Raw genomic sequence first — 17595 nt, 5'->3', positions numbered from 1 at the left:
AATGGTGGCGCAAGCCCCGCCCGAGTGCAAGCTGCAGAGCGCCCGGAGGGCCTCCTGCAATCTCTCTGCGTAAAATGCTTGACGCGGCGCCCGGCGCCGAATATGTGTACGCCCCGTGGACGGCGGCGGCGCCCGAAGGCACCGCGCACCGGCCACGGAAGACAGGCAATGCCCCTATCGTCTAGAGGTTAGGACACCGCTCTTTCAAGGCGGAGACACGGGTTCAATTCCCGTTGGGGGTGCCATCTTCTCGCATTCCGATGAATGCGCTTCCGCAGGCCGGTCCGGGTTCGGGCCGGCTTTTTTTGCGTCTGATGGTGGGCGGTACCCGGCTTCGGATCAGGCGCCGTCGGCGAGGGGGTAGACCTCGTTCGGCCCACGGCCCTTGCGGCGCAGGGTCTCCAGCGCTTCCGACACCAGCGTGTCGTCACGTCCCCAGACCACCCGATCGCCCTGGAGCGAGGCATTGACCATCGCACCGGTGCGCACCGTCACGGTGGAACTGGCGGGGAATTCGGCGGTGACGTCGTAGGGCAGAAGGAAGGTCGAGATGTCCGGCGTCGTCTCCGCCGACTCAAGGATCTTGTGCCAGCGCTCGGAGGCGGTGTAGAGCCAACGCCCCTCGTATTCCGTCTTCGGGAAGGTGGCCGCGACCGTGACCGTCGTATAGCCTGTTGTGGCGTCATAGCTGGCCGAGGCGACGGTGGTGTTCAGCAGCGTGGCGAAGATCGGCAGGCGGTATTCGAAGTTCACCGGATTGAGCTTCACGTCCAACCCGTGGTGAGGGGCGTGCTCTATGAACACATCAGCATTTACGCCCATGCCCAGCGACGAAGCGGTCACACCGACCAGACTGTACCAATGCTCGTCTGACGTTGTGTAGTCGATCCACGCCAGAGCGCGATCGGTATGGCCGGAAGCCGCCGAGGCGACCGAGCAGCGGTTGTCATAGGCTGCATCTGCACTCAGATCGATCAGAGAGCCGACGTGGATATTGCCCCCTGATGCCGTCGTCACCTTCCCCTTGCGCTTGAGCGGGGTCGGCATCCTGGCATCGATGAAGCAGGTCGCCAGCTGATCGGTGTTGCCGCCCAGATAGCCAATATGGCCCATCCACGCAATTTTCGGCCAGGTCGGGCGGAGCGACGAGTAGGTGGCGCCGGTGTCACTGTAGCTGCCTTCGAGCACGATCTGTGGCGCATTGCCGCCACCGCCCATGATGCAGGTCTCGTCGGCGATGAGCGACGCGGTCTTTTTCATAATCACGCGCGGCGCAACCACGCCGGCGAACCGGAAGGTCGAGAGCCTGACGGATCCGCCGTCGATGTAGAACCCCGCCACACTTGGCGAGCTTGCCAGTGATCCGAAGCAGTCGATCTTTCCTTCCTGAATGGAGATTTCGGCGCCACTGGCGATATAGACACCGCAGTAGCGAGGCTGCTCAATATGCAGCCCATCGATATTCACATTGTTGGTGCCACTGAGAAAGATCACGGCGGAATCGGTTTCCGGAGCGCTATCACTGCCTGGACGTGCTTCGGGGTGATAAATGTCGATGTCCGACCAGTTCATGTCGTAGACACCATTCGTGACGATTGCCGGCCCTTTCTGTCCCCAAAATCGCAGCTTGTGCAGCATCCAGAGATGTGCACCCTTCTCGATATCGGACGGATGGCCCAGGTAGATGGCTCCCTTGGTGGTGCAGTTCTTGAAGGTGATGTTTTCGATCAGCCCCGAAAGGCCGGTTTCGGCGTACAGGATGTAGTCTTCAGGCAAGTTGGCGCTGATAGAGGCTCCCTGCCCGGTACCGATCAGGCTTGTCTTGCCTGTCATGGTGATACGCCGGGTGATCTTGTAGCTGCCGTCGCTGACATGCACGGGACCGTAGAAGCAGGCCGCTTCGAAGGCGTCGCTGTCGTCGGTGCTGTTGTTGCCGCGGGCGCCGAAACAGCGCACGTTCAGCCGGTCTCTGGATGCCATCACGCGCCGCCACAGGCCGGGGCCGCTCGTCTGCCCGGTGGGCACGACGCGGGTGCCGCCGTCATCGGGCGTGCTGCGTCCGGGGATGATCTCACCGCTGTTCCAGGCCGAGGTATCCCAGCGGAACAGGCCGCCGGCACCATCGCCGGCACTGTGATAGCCGAGCACCCGGACCATGGTCCAGGGACCGGTGGTGGCGAGGCTGCGCAGATCGGCAATGGTGTCGACGATCGCGAGTTCGTCGATGTCGTGAAGTGCCATCGGGTGGTCTCTCCTCGTGTCGGACCGGGCGCTGGTGTCGGCCCGTTCCGGTTGATTGCAGGGAGAGGCTAGAGGATGCCGCGTCCGTCGTGTTCGCCGGGGATGTCGCCGCATTGCTGCCGCATCACCGCACTTGACCCGTCCTCGCCACTTGACCCGCCGGGCCCGACGCGGTCTTAGTATGGCCCGAGCGCGGGAGCGTGGCCGGAAGACGCCGCGCCTGGCGCCGCGGTCGGTACCGGCCGGTGGCGGTTGCGGCGAGAGCCGTGGAAGGCCACCGGTCTGACACCCATAGCGGACGCTGACGAGGAACGAAGACGGCATGTCACTGGGGCTGAACGCCAGCCGCCGCCGAGAGAAGCGGCGCCGGCGGATGATGATGCTGAAATGGCTGGCGGGACTGGCGATCATTGCCGGGGCAGGCGCCTATGCCTATCGCACCGGCGCGATGCTGGCCGAGGGCGAGGTCCGGCGGCTGGAACAATCCGTGGCCGAGCTGAATGTCAGGCTTTCGGAACTTGGGGCGGAGAATGCCCGCCTGCGTGAGGCGCGCGAGAGCGCGCTGATCGAGGTGGAGCAATGGCGTCAGCGCTATCAGAAGGACGTGCCGACGGGGCAGCTGGCCGAGATCCTGACCCGCGTGCAGAGCCGGATGGCTGATGGCGTGAAGCCCGAGCGGTTGAATTTCGTGATCGGCGCGGTCAGCAACGAGCGTCGTTGCGAGGGCGGGCCGGTCACCAAGCGCTTCATCCTGCCGACCCCGCTCTCCACCGGCAGCAATGACGCGGTGACCTTTGCCGACGGGCTGATCACCGTCACCGGCCGGGGGGAGACCTCTGTCAACGACAAGGGGGATCGTGAGGCCTGGTTCGACCCGTCGCAGCCGGTCACCCTGCGCTTCATCGAGATCGGCGGCCGCGCCACCGAGGCGACCGGCACCCTGCCGTTGCAGCACAGCATGGTGATCGGTGACCGCGAATACCGCTTCGCGATCCGGGCCAGCAATCGCAGCTTCGTCGAGGTCTCGTCCGACGTCTGCGCCTATCCCTGAACGCCGCTTTTTGCGCCCGCCCCGCCGTCATCGAATGATCATGCGGCGGTCATGGGGGCGACATGCAGCCGGGGCATCCTCTGCTCCGGCTTCCGCGGCGGCCTGATGGTCGGGCGGAAGCGGCGATTGCATTCACGGAAAGGCCGACCTTCGCCCCGGGCTCGCCCCCGGGGCTTTTTTTGTGTCCGGCGCGACCCGGGGGCGGGTTCCGGTGCCCTTGCTCCGGATCGCCGGACGTGCCAACGTCGCGCCCGATGTGCGACCAACGGTTTCCGGAGATGCCAGGATGATCCGACAGGGCTGGCGGCCACTCACGGCCGCGGATCTCGACCGGCTGAACGAGATCGCCAATGCCGTCCATCTCGATTTTCCCGAGCGCGAGGAGGTGCCGGCCGAGCGGCTGCGGCTGTTTCCGGGGGGCTGCTTTGCGGCGGTGGTGGATGGACAGATGGTGGGATACGCGGTGACCCATCCCTGGATCGACGGACGGCCGCCTGCACTCGACAGCCTTCTGGGTGCGCTCCCCGACGATGCCGATTGCCTCTATGTCCACGATGTGGCCCTGCTGCCGGAGGCGCGCGGACGGGGCCTGGCCCGGCGGCTGGTTGCGATGCTGGAGGAGCTTGCCCGCCATCACCGCCTGCCGCGCATGGCATTGACGGCGGTCGGCGGCTCAGCGCCCGGATGGGCCGCGATGGGCTTTACCGCATGCGAGGTCGATCCGGCGTCGCCGCTTGCAGCCAAGCTGGCGAGCTACGAGACCGATGCCCGCTACATGACCCGGGAGCCGGCCTCTCATGGATGACCGCGTGATGGCCATCGAGGAACGCCTCGCTCATCTTGAGCGCATGCTGGATGAGGCCTCGGCTGAGATCCTCCGTCAGGACCGGCTGATCGACGGGCTGGTCCGCCATGTCCGGCGTCTTGAAGCCCGGATCGCCGGGCTGTCGTCCGCCGACGGCGGTGACGGGCCGGAACCGGGCACCCCCTTCATCCCCTGACACATACTCCGATCCACAGGCTGATCGGGGGCGACCGATTTTTTGTCGGGTCACCGGAGCGCGGCGGAATGCCGCAGCACGGCCGGATTCCCGTGCCGCATGCCGGGTTCCGGCAGGTGGGCGGTGCGGCCGCTCGGCGATTTCTTCTTGAAGCCTGCGTGTCCGGGCAACAAGTGATTCATATCGGAGCCTGAATGAACCCGCATCGCTCCGGTCCGGATGGCGTACGGCAGCGCCGTCCGGCAACTGATCGCGGCTTTGAACCGCGACATGCGCGATAGACCTTCACGTCTGCCGTCGTTCGACGATCAGGGTGACCTTTATCCGGCCGCATGGGCCGGTCGATCCGACGTCGGCGGACGCGAACCAGACGCAAGGGCTCTGGCTGGCCCCCGCGGCAATCGCTTCAACGGACGGGAAGGGCGATCATGGAGCAGCCCAAAACCTCTTTCGCCAGTCTGATCGAAAAGGATCGAGAGGAACGCACCTCGCAGGAATGGTCCGGTACCTTTCTCGACTATCTCGAAAAGGTTCGGGACAATCCCGAGATCACCAAACTGGCGCATGCCCGCATTTACGACATGATCATGAGCAAGGGTGTGGACCTGATCGGCGGCGCCGATGATCCGCGCCTGCAGCGCCTGTTCGGAGACGAGCCGGTGAAGACCTATCGGTTCTTCTCCGACGAGTTCTTCGGCATGGAACGTACCATCCAGCAGTTCGTGCGCTATTTCCACTCCGCCGCCCTGCAGGGCGAGGAAAGCCGGCAGGTGCTCTATCTGATGGGCCCGGTCGGTTCGGGAAAGAGTTCGCTGGTCGAACGCCTGGAACGCGGGCTGGAGGAAGCCCCACCGATCTATGCCATCGACGGCTGCCCGATTCGCGAGGAGCCGTTGCATCTGATTCCCCGCCATCTGCGCCGGGAATTCGAGAAGATGCTCAATGTCCGCATCGACGGCGATCTCTGCCCGATCTGCCGCTGGCGGCTGAAGGAGGAGTTCAACGGCCGGTATGAAGAGATGCCGGTGAGGACCGTTTCGATCTCTAAGCGCGCCCGGCGCGGCATCGCGGTGGTGCCACCGGTCGATCCCAACAACCAGGACACCTCGGTCCTGATCGGATCCGAGGACATCTCGAAGCTCGATCGCTTCTCGGAAGGCGATCCACGGGTTCTGGACCTCAACGGCGCCTTCGATGCGGGTAATCGCGGCATCGTCGAGTTCATCGAGGTCTTCAAGAACGAAACCGAATATCTGCACGCCATCCTGACCGCGACCCAGGAGAAATTCGTGCCCGCACCCGGCCGGCACGGCACGGTCTATGTCGATGAATGCATCGTCGCCCACTCGAACGAAGCCGAGTGGCAGAAATTCAAATCCGACCATACCAACGAGGCGATCCTGGATCGCATCGTGATGATCCGGGTGCCGTACAATCTCAGGCTCTCGGAAGAGGTGAAGATCTATTCGAAGATCCTGGGCAAATCGGGCTATCGCCATCACATCGCGCCGCACACGCTGGAAGTGGCCGCGATGTTCGCGATCCTCTCGCGGCTGGCGCCGACGCCCAAATGCGATCTGATGACGAAGCTCAGGCTCTACAATGGCGAGGAGGTGGTCGAGAAGGGCCGGGCCAAGAAGATCGATGTCGACGAACTGCGCGACGAGGCGATCTCCGAGGGCATGAGCGGCATCTCCACCCGCTTCATCGTCAAGGCGGTGGACAATGCGCTTGCCGACAGCCCCGAGGGCATCACGCCGATCCATATCCGCGAGGCGCTGATCGCCATGGTCAAGGGCAGCGAAATGCCCGATGACCGGCGCAAGCATTATCTGGAGCTGCTGCAGGACACCATCCACAAGGCCTATCTGGAAATCCTGGAGAAGGAGATCACCCGCGCCTTCGTGTATGCCTATGAGGAACAGGCCGAGACCCTGTTCCAGAACTATCTCGACCATGCCGAAGCCTATATCAACCGCACCAAGGTCAAGGACCGCAACACGCGGGAGGAGCTGCAGCCCGACGAGGCTTTCCTGAAGTCGATCGAGGAGCAGATCGCGATCATCGGCACGGCTGCCGAGGGCTTCCGCCAGGAGGTCATTGCCTATCTCTGGGCAGCCACCCGGCGCGGCGAGAAGGTGCATTACTCGTCCTATGAGCCGCTCAAGGATGCGATCGAGCGCAAGCTGACCAATTCCGTGCGCGACATCAGCCGCATCATCACCAAGGCCCGGACCCGCGACGAAGATCAGCGGGAAAAATACGACCAGCTGGTCAGGAACCTGCTGGGCAATGGCTACAACAGCTATTCGGCCGATGTGGTGCTGAAATACGCCGCCAACAATCTCTGGAAGGATTGAGGCGGGCGGCGGTTCGATCCAGCAGATCACGGCCGGCCGGTGGTCCCGTATTCCGGGTGCCGCCGGCCGGTCGCGACAGCAGAGGGATGGCAGAGCTGCATGGCGACGATTTTCCGGGACTATGCCCAGAGCGAGGGCCTGCGCAGCGACCGCAGTGCGGGCGACCGCCAGCGTCACCGCGAGAAGGTGCGCCGGGCAATCCGCGACAACATCGCCGATCTGGTCGCCGAGGAGGCGATCATCGGCCAGTCGCGGGACAAGACCATCAAGGTGCCGATCCGCGGCATCAAGGAGTACCGCTTCATCTTCGGTGACAACCAGGGCGGCGTCGGCCAGGGTGATGGCGATACCGCAGAGGGCCAGGTGGTCGGCAAGGCCGGCGATGGTCAGGGAAAGCCCGGCCAGGGCCCTGCCGGCGATCAGGCCGGCCGCGATGTCTACGAAACCGAGATCACCCTGGACGAACTGATCCAGATCATGTTCGAGGATCTGGAATTGCCCGACATGGAGCGGCGCAAGCTGCGCGAGGTGATTTCCGAGCGCACCCACCGTCGCAAGGGGTATCGCAAGAGCGGCATCCGCGTCCACATGTCGAAACGGCGCACCGCCATCGCCCGCGTCCGACGGCGGATGGCGACCGGCACACCGCCGGTCTCCGACCCTGAACTTGAAGCGGCAGAGGATGCCGAAGACGACCTGCCCGATGATGAGGAGGAGGTCGATGACGGTGGTGCTGCCGTGGCGGGACCCCGCTTCCGGTTCCGTAAAGACGATCTGCGTTATCACCGCATCCGCCCCCAGGTAGAGCCGGAGAGCAACGCCGTGGTGATCTGCATCATGGATACCTCGGGCTCCATGGACACGATGAAGAAGTATCTGGCGCGGAGTTTCTTCTTCATGCTCTACCAGTTCGTGCGCACGAAATATGACACGGTCGAAATCGTGTTCGTCGCCCATGACGCTATCGCACGTGAAGTGAACGAGCATGATTTCTTCCACCGGGGAGAAAGCGGCGGTACGCTGATTTCCAGCGGCTACGAGAAGGCGCTGGAAATTATTCGCGAACGCTATCATCCGTCGCTCTGGAACATCTATTCGTTCCACTGCTCGGACGGTGACAACTTTCCATCGGACAATGACCGGACGGTCGCTGCAGCGAATGAGCTGTGCGAAGTGTCGAACCTGTTCGGCTATGGCGAGATCAAGCCCAATGCCTGGCGGTTCCGCGACGCCACGATGCTGGATGTCTTCCGCCGTGTGACGGCGCCGAATTTCCACATGCTGTCGATCGAACGGAAGGAGGATGTCTGGCCGGCCTTCCGGGCTTTCCTGACCAAGGAAAAGCGCCCGGAGGAGGAACCTGCCCAGGCGAAGGCCGGCGCCTGAAGGCGCGCCTGCCATTCTTCATCTCGTCTCGTCGGTGACCGGGAGGGCCTGCCACCATGGGCATGAGCTGGACCATGCGCGATCTTGAAGACTGGGATGCGCGCATCCGCGACAAGGTCGCGGAATATGAACTCGACTGCTACGACCAGGAATTCGAGATCTGCGACCGCGACCAGATGATCGGCTTCATGGCCTATCATGGCATGCCGTCGCACTATCCGCACTGGTCGTTCGGCAAATCCTATGAACGCCAGCGCACGCTCAATGATCTGGGTGTCGCCGGGCTGCCCTACGAAATGGTGATCAACAGCAGCCCGAGCATCGCCTATCTGATGCGCGACAATTCGCTGTGCCTGCAGATCCTGACCATGGCCCATGTCTACGGCCATAACGACTTCTTCAAGAACAATTTCTACTTTGCCCGCGGCACCCGGGCCGAGCTGATCCTGGGCCAGGTGAAGATGCATGCCGATCGGGTGCGCAGCTATGTCGAGGATCCCTCGATCGGGCTGGAGGCGGTGGAGAAGGTGCTGGATGCCGCCCATGCATTGTCGTTCAATATCGGCCGCAACCCGGCCGTGCCGCGCCTGTCGCCGGCCGAGCAGCGTGTCCGGGCGCTGGACCGTGCGACGGGCACGCCCGACCCTTATGCCGCGATCCATGCCCGCAAGCGCACCGACGAGGCGGCGACCCGGGCCGATCTGGAGCGGCTGCCGCTGGATCCCGACCCCGACCTGCTGCTGTTCATCCGCGACCACGGCGCCTATCTGGCCGACTGGCAGCGCGACCTGATCGGGATCGTGGACGAAGAGGCGCGCTACTTCCTGCCCCAGATGGAAACCAAGATCATGAACGAGGGCTGGGCCAGCTTCTGGCACCGCGCGATCATGAACACGCTGGGGCTGCCACCCGATATCCACATGGAGTTCCTGGTCCGCCATAATCAGGTGGTGCGACGGATCCCGGGCGACGTGAACCCCTATTGCCTGGGTCTCGCGATCTGGGACAGGCTGGTTGCCGAGGAGGAAGGCACCTGGGATCCACGGCGCGGTCTGCCGGGCGCGCCTTCGGCTGCCACCCGCCAGAAGCTTTTCCAGATCCGCGAGAGCGAACGTGATGCCAGCTTCCTGCGTCGTTTCCTGGACGAGGAACTGATGCGTGATCAGGATCTCTTCGCCTATGAACCGCGCGGCAATGATCTGGTGGTGGCGAAAGTGTCGAATGAGAGCGGCTGGCGCGAGGTGCGGGACCGGCTGATCCGCCAGACCGGCACAAATGCCATGCCGATGATCCGGGTGCTGGACGGTGACTACGGCCGCAGCCGCGGGCTGCTGCTGGAGCACGTTCACGACGGGCGGGATCTGCAGCTGGGCTATGCGGAGAAGACCCTGGATCACGTCTACACACTTTGGGGTCGAGAGGTGCACCTCAAGACAATGGTGAATCGTGAGACGGTGATTCTAAGTCGCGGAACGGATGGGTTTCGCACAAGGGTGGTCCGTGACGAGTGACCTTATGTTGACAAGCCGCGTCATTGGTGGTTGAGTTCATCGTCGACTTCGCTCCGACAGCGAACAAGAACACCGGGAAAGCGACCAGGACGGGCCCGATGGTGTCTTCATCACCATGAGGCCCGATGCCGTGGTTGAAGCGGCGTAACCGCCTCCGGCAATGGCCGGAGGGGGTGGCGGGTCAAGAGGTTCGACGACGTGGCCTGGGGAGGCGTGCAGTTTTCGCGCGAGCCGTCAGAGGCCGGTATGCCCGTGGAGGCGGGGATGCCGGAGGGGGCCCTTGCGCCGCCTGCTCCGGCTGTGCCGCCCGTCCTTACCGTGCCTGTGGCTGCCTGTGCCGGTTTCGAGCCCGCGCTCATCGCCGCAGCCCTGCTGTTTGCGGCTGTCGGCATCTGCGCACTGCTTGATCTGACCGGTATCGTCCAGCTGCCTGCGGCGGCGCTGGGCAGCGGGCTGCTGCTGCTCTCGGTTGCCGGTGCCCTGGTCGCAGGCGGGTTGTGGTGGCGTTCCAGACGCATCACCTCTTCGCCCCGCCATCTGATCGATGGAACGGGGCTTCTGTGGGACCGCACGAATGACGGCGTGGTCCTCTTCGATGCCGCGGCACGGGTGATCGGATGGAATGGCGGCGCCGCCCGGATGACCGGGTTGGAGGCGGGGCGCGTCGGCGGTTACACCATCCACCATGTGCTGGCGGGCGAGGATCTGCCGCGCCGGCTGGAGGCGATCCGGGACCAGGTGATGGAGACCGGCAGCTGGCGCGGCGCCCTGGACTTCCGGCGCCCCGACGGCGCGATCGGACGGTGTGAGACCCTGGTCATGAGGCTGGCCTCGCCGCAAAGCAGCGGCGCCGTGTCGATGATCGCCATCGCGCGGGATGTCACCGACCAGACCGAGGCGGAACGCGCGGCTGATCTGAGGGATCGGCGGTTGAAGGCGCTGATCGAGAACGTGCTGGACATGGTTCTGGTGCTGGATCGCGACGGCAGCGTTGCCTTTGCGAGCCCGAGTACCCTCCGGGTTCTGGGACGGGCGCCGGGGGAGGTGGCCGGGACCGCCTTTGTCGCCCTGCTTCATCCCGAGGATCGAAGCCGTGTCGCTGAATCCTATCGTGCGGTCCTGGCCGACCCTGGCGTAACGGCGGTGCTGGAATTCCGCCTGCGTCATGCGCTGGGCCACTGGGTAACGGTGGAGGCCATCGGCCGCAGCCGGATCGAGGATCCGGCGGTGGGCGGTGTCGTGGTCAATCTGCGCGATGTGACCGGCCGCAAGCGGGTGGAAGTGGCCCTGCGTGCCGCGAAGGAACAGGCTGAGTCCGCCAACCGGATCAAGTCTCAGTTCCTGGCCAATATCAGCCATGAACTGCGAACGCCATTGAACGCGGTGATCGGGTTTTCTGAAGTCCTGACGGCAGGTTATGCCGGAGACCTCAGCGCCAAGCAGAGAGAGTATGTCGAGGATATCCGGGTCTCGGGCCAGCATCTGCTGTCGCTGATCAACGATATTCTGGACCTGTCGAAGGCCGAAGCCGGCAAGCTGGAACTGGTCGAGGAGCAGGTCGTGATCGGTACGCTCATCGGTCAGGCCGTGGGGATGCTGCGGGAACGGGCCGAGGTGGCGGGCATAGACGTATGCTCCGAGGTGATGCCGGGTCTGCCTGCGCTGTCGGGCGATGGTCGCAAGATCAAGCAGATCGTGCTCAATCTCCTGTCCAACGCGATCAAATTCACACCCGCAGGCGGACGGGTCACCATCATTGCTGGCCGCAGCAGTGACGGCGGGTTGCGGATCGTGGTGGCAGATACCGGGATCGGCATGTCGCGCGAGGAGCTGGAGGTGGCGCTGGAGGCCTTCGGTCAGGTCGACAGCAAGCTGAACCGGCGGTTCGAGGGCACCGGCCTTGGTCTGCCGCTTGCCCGGATGCTGGCCGAGCTCCATGGTGGATCGCTGACCCTCGACAGCGAAAAGGACACCGGCACGACAGCCACGCTGCTGCTGCCCGCTGCACGACTGGGCGGAACCGTCGGCTTGGGGGCCGCTGCCGGTGGCTGCCCACCGGATCGTGCGGCGGCGGGGCCGTCTTGATGTCGACCGCGTCCGGCGTCAGCCGGTCAGCAGATCCGGATGACGGCGATAGGCCCAGACCGAGGCCGGCCACAGATTGAACGGCACGAAACGCGTGCGGCGGCCATCCACCCGTGCCCGGTCGAACGGCACCGGGCTGTCATACCAGTAGGTGAACTGAACGAAGCATCCGGCTGCCGGCCGGGCGAGGTCGAGCGCGTCTTCCAGCAGCCTTGTGCGCAGGCCATCCGGTCGGCCGCGGAGAGGCAGGCCCGAGACCACGCCGGCAATCTGCGGCTCGGCGCCACCGCCGATTTCGGTGGTGATCAGCCGGCGCATGTCGAAGGCGGAGCCGTTGAGCACGGTGGCCCGCGGGAAACTGCGGCGGACATGGTCTGCGAAGCTTGGATTGAGTTCGATCAGGATCAGACGGTCTTCCGGGATGCCGCGGTCGAGCAGCGCCCGGGTGACGACACCCGTCCCCGGCCCCAGCTCGACCACCGGACCGTCGGCCGCAGGATCGATTTCGGCGGCCATGGCGGTGGCAAGCGCACGGCTGGAGGGCTGCTGGGCCCCCGTGCGGAGGGGCGCGCGCAGGAATTCACGCAGAAAGAGGCTGTCGGCCATATGTCGCCATCCGTTCATGCGCGCGCCCCGCGGCTGAAACGGCCCGGCCGGGGCGGGTGCTGGTTCATCTGAAACGTCATCTTCCTTTATAGGAAGCCGACGGATGCACCCGGGTGATAAGGCGAAGGCAAGTGCATGCCCTTGTTGGGACATGCAGTGCCGTGCACGGAAGAAGCACATCCGCCTTCATCATAGTCATGAAGCTGATCTGCGATCCATGGTTGATGAGATCATGGCCCGGCTCATATCCTCATCCATGCTATCGAAGATCAATGAAAGTCGCGCGAACGCAACCGGATCTGGCCAGCGGACGCGGTCGTCGTCGGGGCGGTCGCGTCCAGCCGGATGCCAAGGGCCGCCAGATGTTCGGCTGTCGCCTGATCGTCGGCATGGCCGACTGCGGCGGTCAGCATCGGCTCGGCATCGGTCAGGGTCTCCACCAGAAGGTGAATGATCTGTCCTGAACGCTCCAGCCGGCCGCGGGCGGTGAGCACCCGGCCGGTATGGACCAGCACGCGATGGCGATCGCGGATCTCGGGGCGGACAATCAGGTTGGCATAGCCGGTCTCGTCTTCCAGCGTGATGAACACGATGCCCTTGGCGGTGCCCGGCCTCTGGCGGGTGGTCACCAGCCCGGCCACGGCCGTGCGCCGGCCGCCGGCGATGCCGCCGAGCGCCGAGACCGGCACCACGCCGCTCCGGTCCAGTTCCGCGCGGATCAGGGTGATCGGGTGGCGGCGGAGCGTGAGACCGGTTGAGGCATAATCCTCGACCATCGCCCGCGCGGCCGGTGTCGGCGGCAGGTGGGCCGGTGCTTCTCGGGGCCTGCCGCCATCATCCAGCCCGGCGAACAGCGGCAGGGCTGCCCCGGCCTCCATCCGGCGCAGCGCCCAGAGCGCCCGGCGCCGGTCCAGCCCCATGCCGCGGAAACCATCGGCTTCGGCGATGCGCATCAGCGCAGCCGGCATCACCCCAGCCAGCCGGGCGACGGCTGCCGGACTGTCATAGCCACCGGGCGGTCGCCGTTCTGCAATCCGCCGCCCATCCGCTTCCGCGAGCCCCTTTACCAGACGAAAGCCCAGGCGCAGGGCCGGCAGGCCTGCCGTGCCGGTTGCGGTCGTGGTCGGCTCCAGCGTGCAATCCCAATCGCTGCGGGCGATGTCGATCGGCCGGATCTCCACCCCATGGGCTGCGGCATCGCGGACCAGTTGGGCCGGCGCATAGAAACCCATCGGCTGGCTGTTGAGCAGCCCGCAGGTGAAGGCCGCCGGGTGGTGGCATTTCATCCAGGCCGAGACATAGACGATCAGGGCGAAACTCGCCGCATGGCTTTCGGGGAAGCCGTATTCGCCGAAACCCTCGATCTGGCGGAAGCAGCGCTCGGCGAAGTCGCGGTCATAGCCGCGTGCGACCATCCCTGAGACCAGCTTGTCGTGGAAGCGGTTCACCGATCCGGTGCGGCGGAAGGCGGCCATGGCCCGGCGCAGCTCGTCGGCCTCTTCACCGGTGAAACCGCCGGCAACCATGGCGATGCGCATCGCCTGTTCCTGAAACAGCGGGACGCCCATGGTTCTGTGCAGCACCGCCTTCAGTTCTTCCGAGGGATATTCCACCGGCTCCAGCCCGTCGCGCCGGCGCAGATAGGGGTGGACCATGTCACCCTGGATGGGACCCGGCCGCACGATCGCCACCTCGATCACCAGGTCGTAATAGGTCCGCGGTTTCAGGCGCGGCAGCATGTTGAGCTGGGCCCGGCTTTCCACCTGGAACACACCCACCGCATCGGCCCGGCAGAGCATGTCATAGACGGCAGGATCCTCGGGCGGGAGGGTGGCCATGGTCCAGCTTCGGCCGGTGGTCTGCCGGATCAGGTCGAAGCCCTTGCGCACCGCGGTCAGCATGCCCAGCGCCAGCACGTCGATCTTCAGGATGCCGAGCGCATCCAGATCGTCCTTGTCCCATTCGACGAAGGTGCGATCGGGCATGGCGGCATTACCGATCGGCACCGTCTCTTCCAGCGGCCGGCGGGTGAGGACGAAGCCCCCGACATGCTGTGACAGATGGCGCGGAAAGCCGAGCAGGCTGCGGGCGAGCGCGATGGTCGCACGGATGCGTGGGGCATCGGGATCGATCCCGGCGGCCTGCAGGGCCTCGCGGTCGAGCGGCTCTTCGGAATGACCCCAAATCTGGCCTGAAAGCCGGCCGGCGGTGTCCTCGTCCAGCCCCATGGCGCGGGCAACCTCGCGCAGCGCACTCTTCGGCCGGTAGCTGATCACGGTGGCGGCAAGCGCGGCATGGTCGCGGCCGTATTTTTCATAGAGATGCTGGATCACTTCTTCGCGACGTTCATGCTCGAAATCGACATCGATATCGGGTGGTTCGTCGCGGGCATCGCTGATGAAACGCTCGAACAGCAGGTCGACCCGGGTGGGGTCGACGGCGGTGATGCCGAGCAGGAAGCAGACCACGGAATTTGCTGCCGATCCACGGCCTTGTGCCAGAATGCCGCGATCGCGCGCGAAGCGCACGATCTCGTCCACGGTGAGGAAATAGGGTGCATATCCCTTGCGGCCGATCAGGCTGAGTTCGGTTTCGACCCGCTTCACGAGCCCGGCCGGGGCGCCCTCGGGATATCTCCAGGCGAGACCTTCCCGGGCCCGGCGTTCCAGGGCCTGCTGGGGCGTCTCGCCAGGCAGGCCGGTTTCCATCGGGTATTCATAGGACAGCTCGTCGAGCCGGAAACTCAGCCGGTCCGAGACCCGGCGCGCCGCCGCCAGGGCGTCGGGATAGCGGGCGAAGCGGCGGGCAATCTCGTGGGGCGGTTTCAGATGGCGTTCGGCATTGCGGGTGAGCCGCCGGCCGGCCCGGTCGATGGCCACATGCTCGCGGATGCAGGTCATCACATCGGCGAGCATCCGCCGCTCCGGCACATGCATGCGCACATCGCCCGTGGCGATCATGTCGATGCCGAGCCGGCCGGCCAGGGCATCGATCCTGGCGATGCGGGCATCGTCGTCTCCGGCAAGCAGATGGCGCGCCGCCAGATGTACCGCATCGGGGAAGGCGGCGGCCAGCCGGCTGGCCGCGGCCGCATGGGCATCCCAGTCGGGATGAGGACCGGTGGCGGGGCACGACATCGGCGGCAGCAGAATGATCTCGTGATCCCCCGCCATGGCCAGAATCTCGGCCATCGTCAGCCGGCAGGCACCCTTGGGTGCCCGGCGCTTGCCCAGGGTCAGCAGACGGCAGAGCTTGCCATAGGCCTCCCGGTTGCGGGGGTAGAGCAGCATCGGCGGTGCATCCTCGGGATCGAGCCTGGCGCCGACATGCAGGATGAGGCCCAGCTTGCGGGCTGAGACATGCGCCCGGACCACGCCGGCCAGGCTGGACCGGTCGGCGATCGCAACCCGGTCATAACCGAAGGCGGCTGCGGTCGCGACCAGCTCCTCGGGATGCGAGGCCCCGCGCAGGAAGCTGAAACAGCTGGTGATCTCGAACTCGACATGGGCAATGGGCTGCATCGATGCGGAACCTGTGGCGACAGCTGAGGGTCCATGGATAATTTATTGGAAAATCAGGCAAAGATTCCGTGGACGAACCAGCCGTATTCAGGCGCTCCGTCATCGGCGCTTCCACCGTCTTCCAAAGCCAGCCCGGCCGATCCGCGGCTGCGGAACACCCACAGTCTGAGCCCTTCCTCGGTTTCGACCCGGTAATAGTCGCGCGCCTCGGCCGGGGCGCCGGGGCTTTCCCACCAGGGGCCGGTCAGCCGTTCTGGGCCGTCGGCCAGATGCACCCGATGCAGCCGGCCGCGCCAGCGCAGCCGGGCCGGCGGATCATCGGGCAGGGCCGCCACTACCAGGGCCGGCTCGGGCCGGGTGAGCAGCCGCGCCGGCCGGGGCGCTGTTGCCCGATGGGGGCCGTCGTCAATCTGCATGGCCTGTTCCGGGGCGATGGCCGCGGGAATCAACCTGATGGCCGTCTCGGGCATCACCCCGGCTTCGATCCTGACCGTCCGGACCCGGCCATTGCCGAGCCGGGCATCGATCCGGTCGATCAGCGCAGCGACCGCAGCGCCGCCGGTACCGGTTGAAAGCGGGGGCTGCCCAAGCCCCGGCAGTGGCCGGTCCAGATCAGCGAGCGGTTGAACCACGGGGGCGGCCAGAACCATCACCTCGATCCCAAGGCCGGGATCGATCCGGTCCAGCCGTTCGGCCAGCAGCCGCATCATGTGCCGGGGCTCGCGGCTGGCGAGTGCCAGGCCCAGCTCAACGCGCTGCAGGCGCCCGTCGACCAGATGAACCGACAGCGCCAGGCGGCGGGCGCCGAGACCGGCCGCGCCCAGATCCGCCACCAGATCGCCGACCAGGGCCGCGGTGGCGGCGGCGATGTCCTCGGCCCGTCCGATCGGCTCCGCCCAGCTCATCCGTACCTCGGCCGGTGCCTGCGGGCGTCGGGGGTGCAAAGGATCCGGCGCCCGGTCGTACAGCCGGTCGAGCAGGTCGAGCAGGCCGGGGCCGAAGCGTTCGGCAACGGAACTGCGGGGCAGCGCGTCGAGGGCATCGATCCGCCGGATGCCGAGCCGGGCCAGACCTTCCGCGATCCGCCGCAGTCTTTCGCCATCCTGGCTGAGCATCTCGGGCGGCAGAGGCCCGACCAGTCGCGCGAGGGCGGCATGAATCTCGTCGGACATGGCCCGGTCATCTGCCACCACCACGGCGGCAACAGATCCGGTCCCCATCCGATGATCTGCGCGGGCCTGATCTGCGCGGGCCCGGGCAAGGGCAGAGGCTGCAAGTGGAGTGGGGGCGATTGCGGCCGTCAGGCCGAAGCCGCGGGCACCGATCAGGGCGCCGGCCCGGGCGATCAGACCGGCTTCCCCCCGAAAGAGATGTGCAACCCCGGTGATGTCCAGTAGCAACCCCTGATCGCCGTCAAGGCTGACGGCGGGAGAGAAGCGGTCGGCAAGATCGGCGAGGCAGGCCAGAGCCCGGCGGTCACCACGCGGATCAGCAGGTGCGAGCAGGATGTCGCCGCCGGTCCGCGCCCTGGCTTCGGCCAGCGTCATTCCCGCCCGGACCCCGGCGGCCCGGGCGGCAGGGTTCGGGGTGGTGATCATTGGTCCGCGCGGGCCCGGGGCATGACAGGCGGCAGGGCTGTGGCGCCAGTGTCGGGCAGCGTCTGCGGCGCCGTTTGCCTGCGCGATCAGAACCTGGCGGTCGATGGCGAGCAGCGGCAGATGCAGGGCCAGAATGCGCCGGCCGGAGCCAGTGCCGGGGCGGACGGGCCGTGCGGGATCAGGATGACGGGTGGACATGAGAGACACTGAACCCCGGGACAGGACGGGACAGCTG

The 17595-nt window shown here is 65.7% G+C and carries 12 protein-coding genes and 1 tRNA gene; 8 read left to right on the top strand and 5 right to left on the bottom strand.

Annotated features, from left to right (window positions below; genetic code table 11):
• Positions 1–170: 170 nt before the first annotated feature.
• A tRNA-Glu gene (locus tag P7L68_RS17505) sits at positions 171–245 on the top strand.
• Between the two features lie 94 nt (positions 246–339).
• Here the strand turns inward: P7L68_RS17505 and P7L68_RS17500 are convergent.
• Positions 340–2241: a hypothetical protein gene (locus P7L68_RS17500; RefSeq protein WP_372000273.1), complete on the bottom strand. Its 1902-nt coding sequence runs from the start codon at positions 2239–2241 to the stop codon at positions 340–342.
• Between the two features lie 322 nt (positions 2242–2563).
• Between P7L68_RS17500 and P7L68_RS17495 the strand changes: the two genes are divergently transcribed.
• The 3 genes from P7L68_RS17495 to P7L68_RS17485 all read left to right on the top strand — a co-directional run bounded on the left by P7L68_RS17495 (position 2564) and on the right by P7L68_RS17485 (position 4293).
• Positions 2564–3292, top strand: coding sequence for a hypothetical protein (locus P7L68_RS17495; RefSeq protein WP_372000271.1), 729 nt, complete (start codon positions 2564–2566; stop codon positions 3290–3292).
• Positions 3293–3578: 286 nt separating this feature from the next.
• Positions 3579–4097 carry a GNAT family N-acetyltransferase gene (locus P7L68_RS17490; RefSeq protein WP_372000269.1) on the top strand — a complete coding sequence of 173 codons (519 nt, stop codon included), beginning with the start codon at positions 3579–3581 and terminating at the stop codon, positions 4095–4097.
• Positions 4090–4293 carry a SlyX family protein gene (locus P7L68_RS17485; RefSeq protein WP_372000267.1) on the top strand — a complete coding sequence of 68 codons (204 nt, stop codon included), beginning with the start codon at positions 4090–4092 and terminating at the stop codon, positions 4291–4293. The genes P7L68_RS17490 and P7L68_RS17485 overlap by 8 nt, the downstream gene beginning before the upstream one ends.
• Before the next feature lie 50 nt (positions 4294–4343).
• Here the strand turns inward: P7L68_RS17485 and P7L68_RS17480 are convergent, their stop codons facing one another.
• Complete coding sequence (locus P7L68_RS17480) at positions 4344–4565, bottom strand: hypothetical protein (protein WP_372000265.1); 222 nt, start codon at positions 4563–4565, stop codon at positions 4344–4346.
• 156 nt (positions 4566–4721) lie between these two features.
• On the opposite strand from P7L68_RS17480, the gene P7L68_RS17475 reads away from it, so the two are divergent.
• The 4 genes from P7L68_RS17475 (at position 4722) to P7L68_RS17460 (ending at position 11635) form a co-directional block, all read left to right on the top strand.
• On the top strand, positions 4722–6653 hold the full coding sequence (locus tag P7L68_RS17475) for a serine protein kinase (RefSeq protein WP_372000263.1): 1932 nt from the start codon (positions 4722–4724) through the stop codon (positions 6651–6653).
• Positions 6654–6752: 99 nt separating this feature from the next.
• Positions 6753–8039, top strand: a complete 1287-nt coding sequence (gene yhbH / locus P7L68_RS17470; RefSeq protein ID WP_372000261.1) for a sporulation protein YhbH — start codon at positions 6753–6755, stop codon at positions 8037–8039.
• Positions 8040–8095: 56 nt separating this feature from the next.
• Positions 8096–9550 (top strand): SpoVR family protein, encoded by a 1455-nt coding sequence (locus tag P7L68_RS17465; protein WP_372000259.1) that lies wholly within the window; start codon positions 8096–8098, stop codon positions 9548–9550.
• Between the two features lie 264 nt (positions 9551–9814).
• A complete protein-coding gene (locus tag P7L68_RS17460; protein WP_372000257.1) occupies positions 9815–11635 on the top strand; it encodes an ATP-binding protein in 1821 nt (606 codons plus the stop codon).
• A gap of 18 nt (positions 11636–11653) precedes the next feature.
• On the opposite strand, the gene P7L68_RS17455 is transcribed toward P7L68_RS17460, so the two are convergent.
• The 3 genes from P7L68_RS17455 to P7L68_RS17445 all read right to left on the bottom strand — a co-directional run bounded on the left by P7L68_RS17455 (position 11654) and on the right by P7L68_RS17445 (position 17558).
• Positions 11654–12241, bottom strand: a complete 588-nt coding sequence (locus P7L68_RS17455; protein WP_372000255.1) for a class I SAM-dependent methyltransferase — start codon at positions 12239–12241, stop codon at positions 11654–11656.
• Positions 12242–12510: 269 nt separating this feature from the next.
• Positions 12511–15762, bottom strand: coding sequence for an error-prone DNA polymerase (locus tag P7L68_RS17450; protein ID WP_372000253.1), 3252 nt, complete (start codon positions 15760–15762; stop codon positions 12511–12513).
• 53 nt (positions 15763–15815) lie between these two features.
• Complete coding sequence (locus P7L68_RS17445) at positions 15816–17558, bottom strand: hypothetical protein (RefSeq protein ID WP_372000251.1); 1743 nt, start codon at positions 17556–17558, stop codon at positions 15816–15818.
• Positions 17559–17595 lie beyond the last annotated feature (37 nt).

This window comes from Tistrella mobilis (assembly GCF_041468085.1).
Taxonomy (GTDB): domain Bacteria; phylum Pseudomonadota; class Alphaproteobacteria; order Tistrellales; family Tistrellaceae; genus Tistrella; species Tistrella mobilis_A.
The sequence above is the reverse complement of the archived record's forward strand: the minus strand, read 5'-3'. Positions and strand labels throughout refer to the sequence as shown.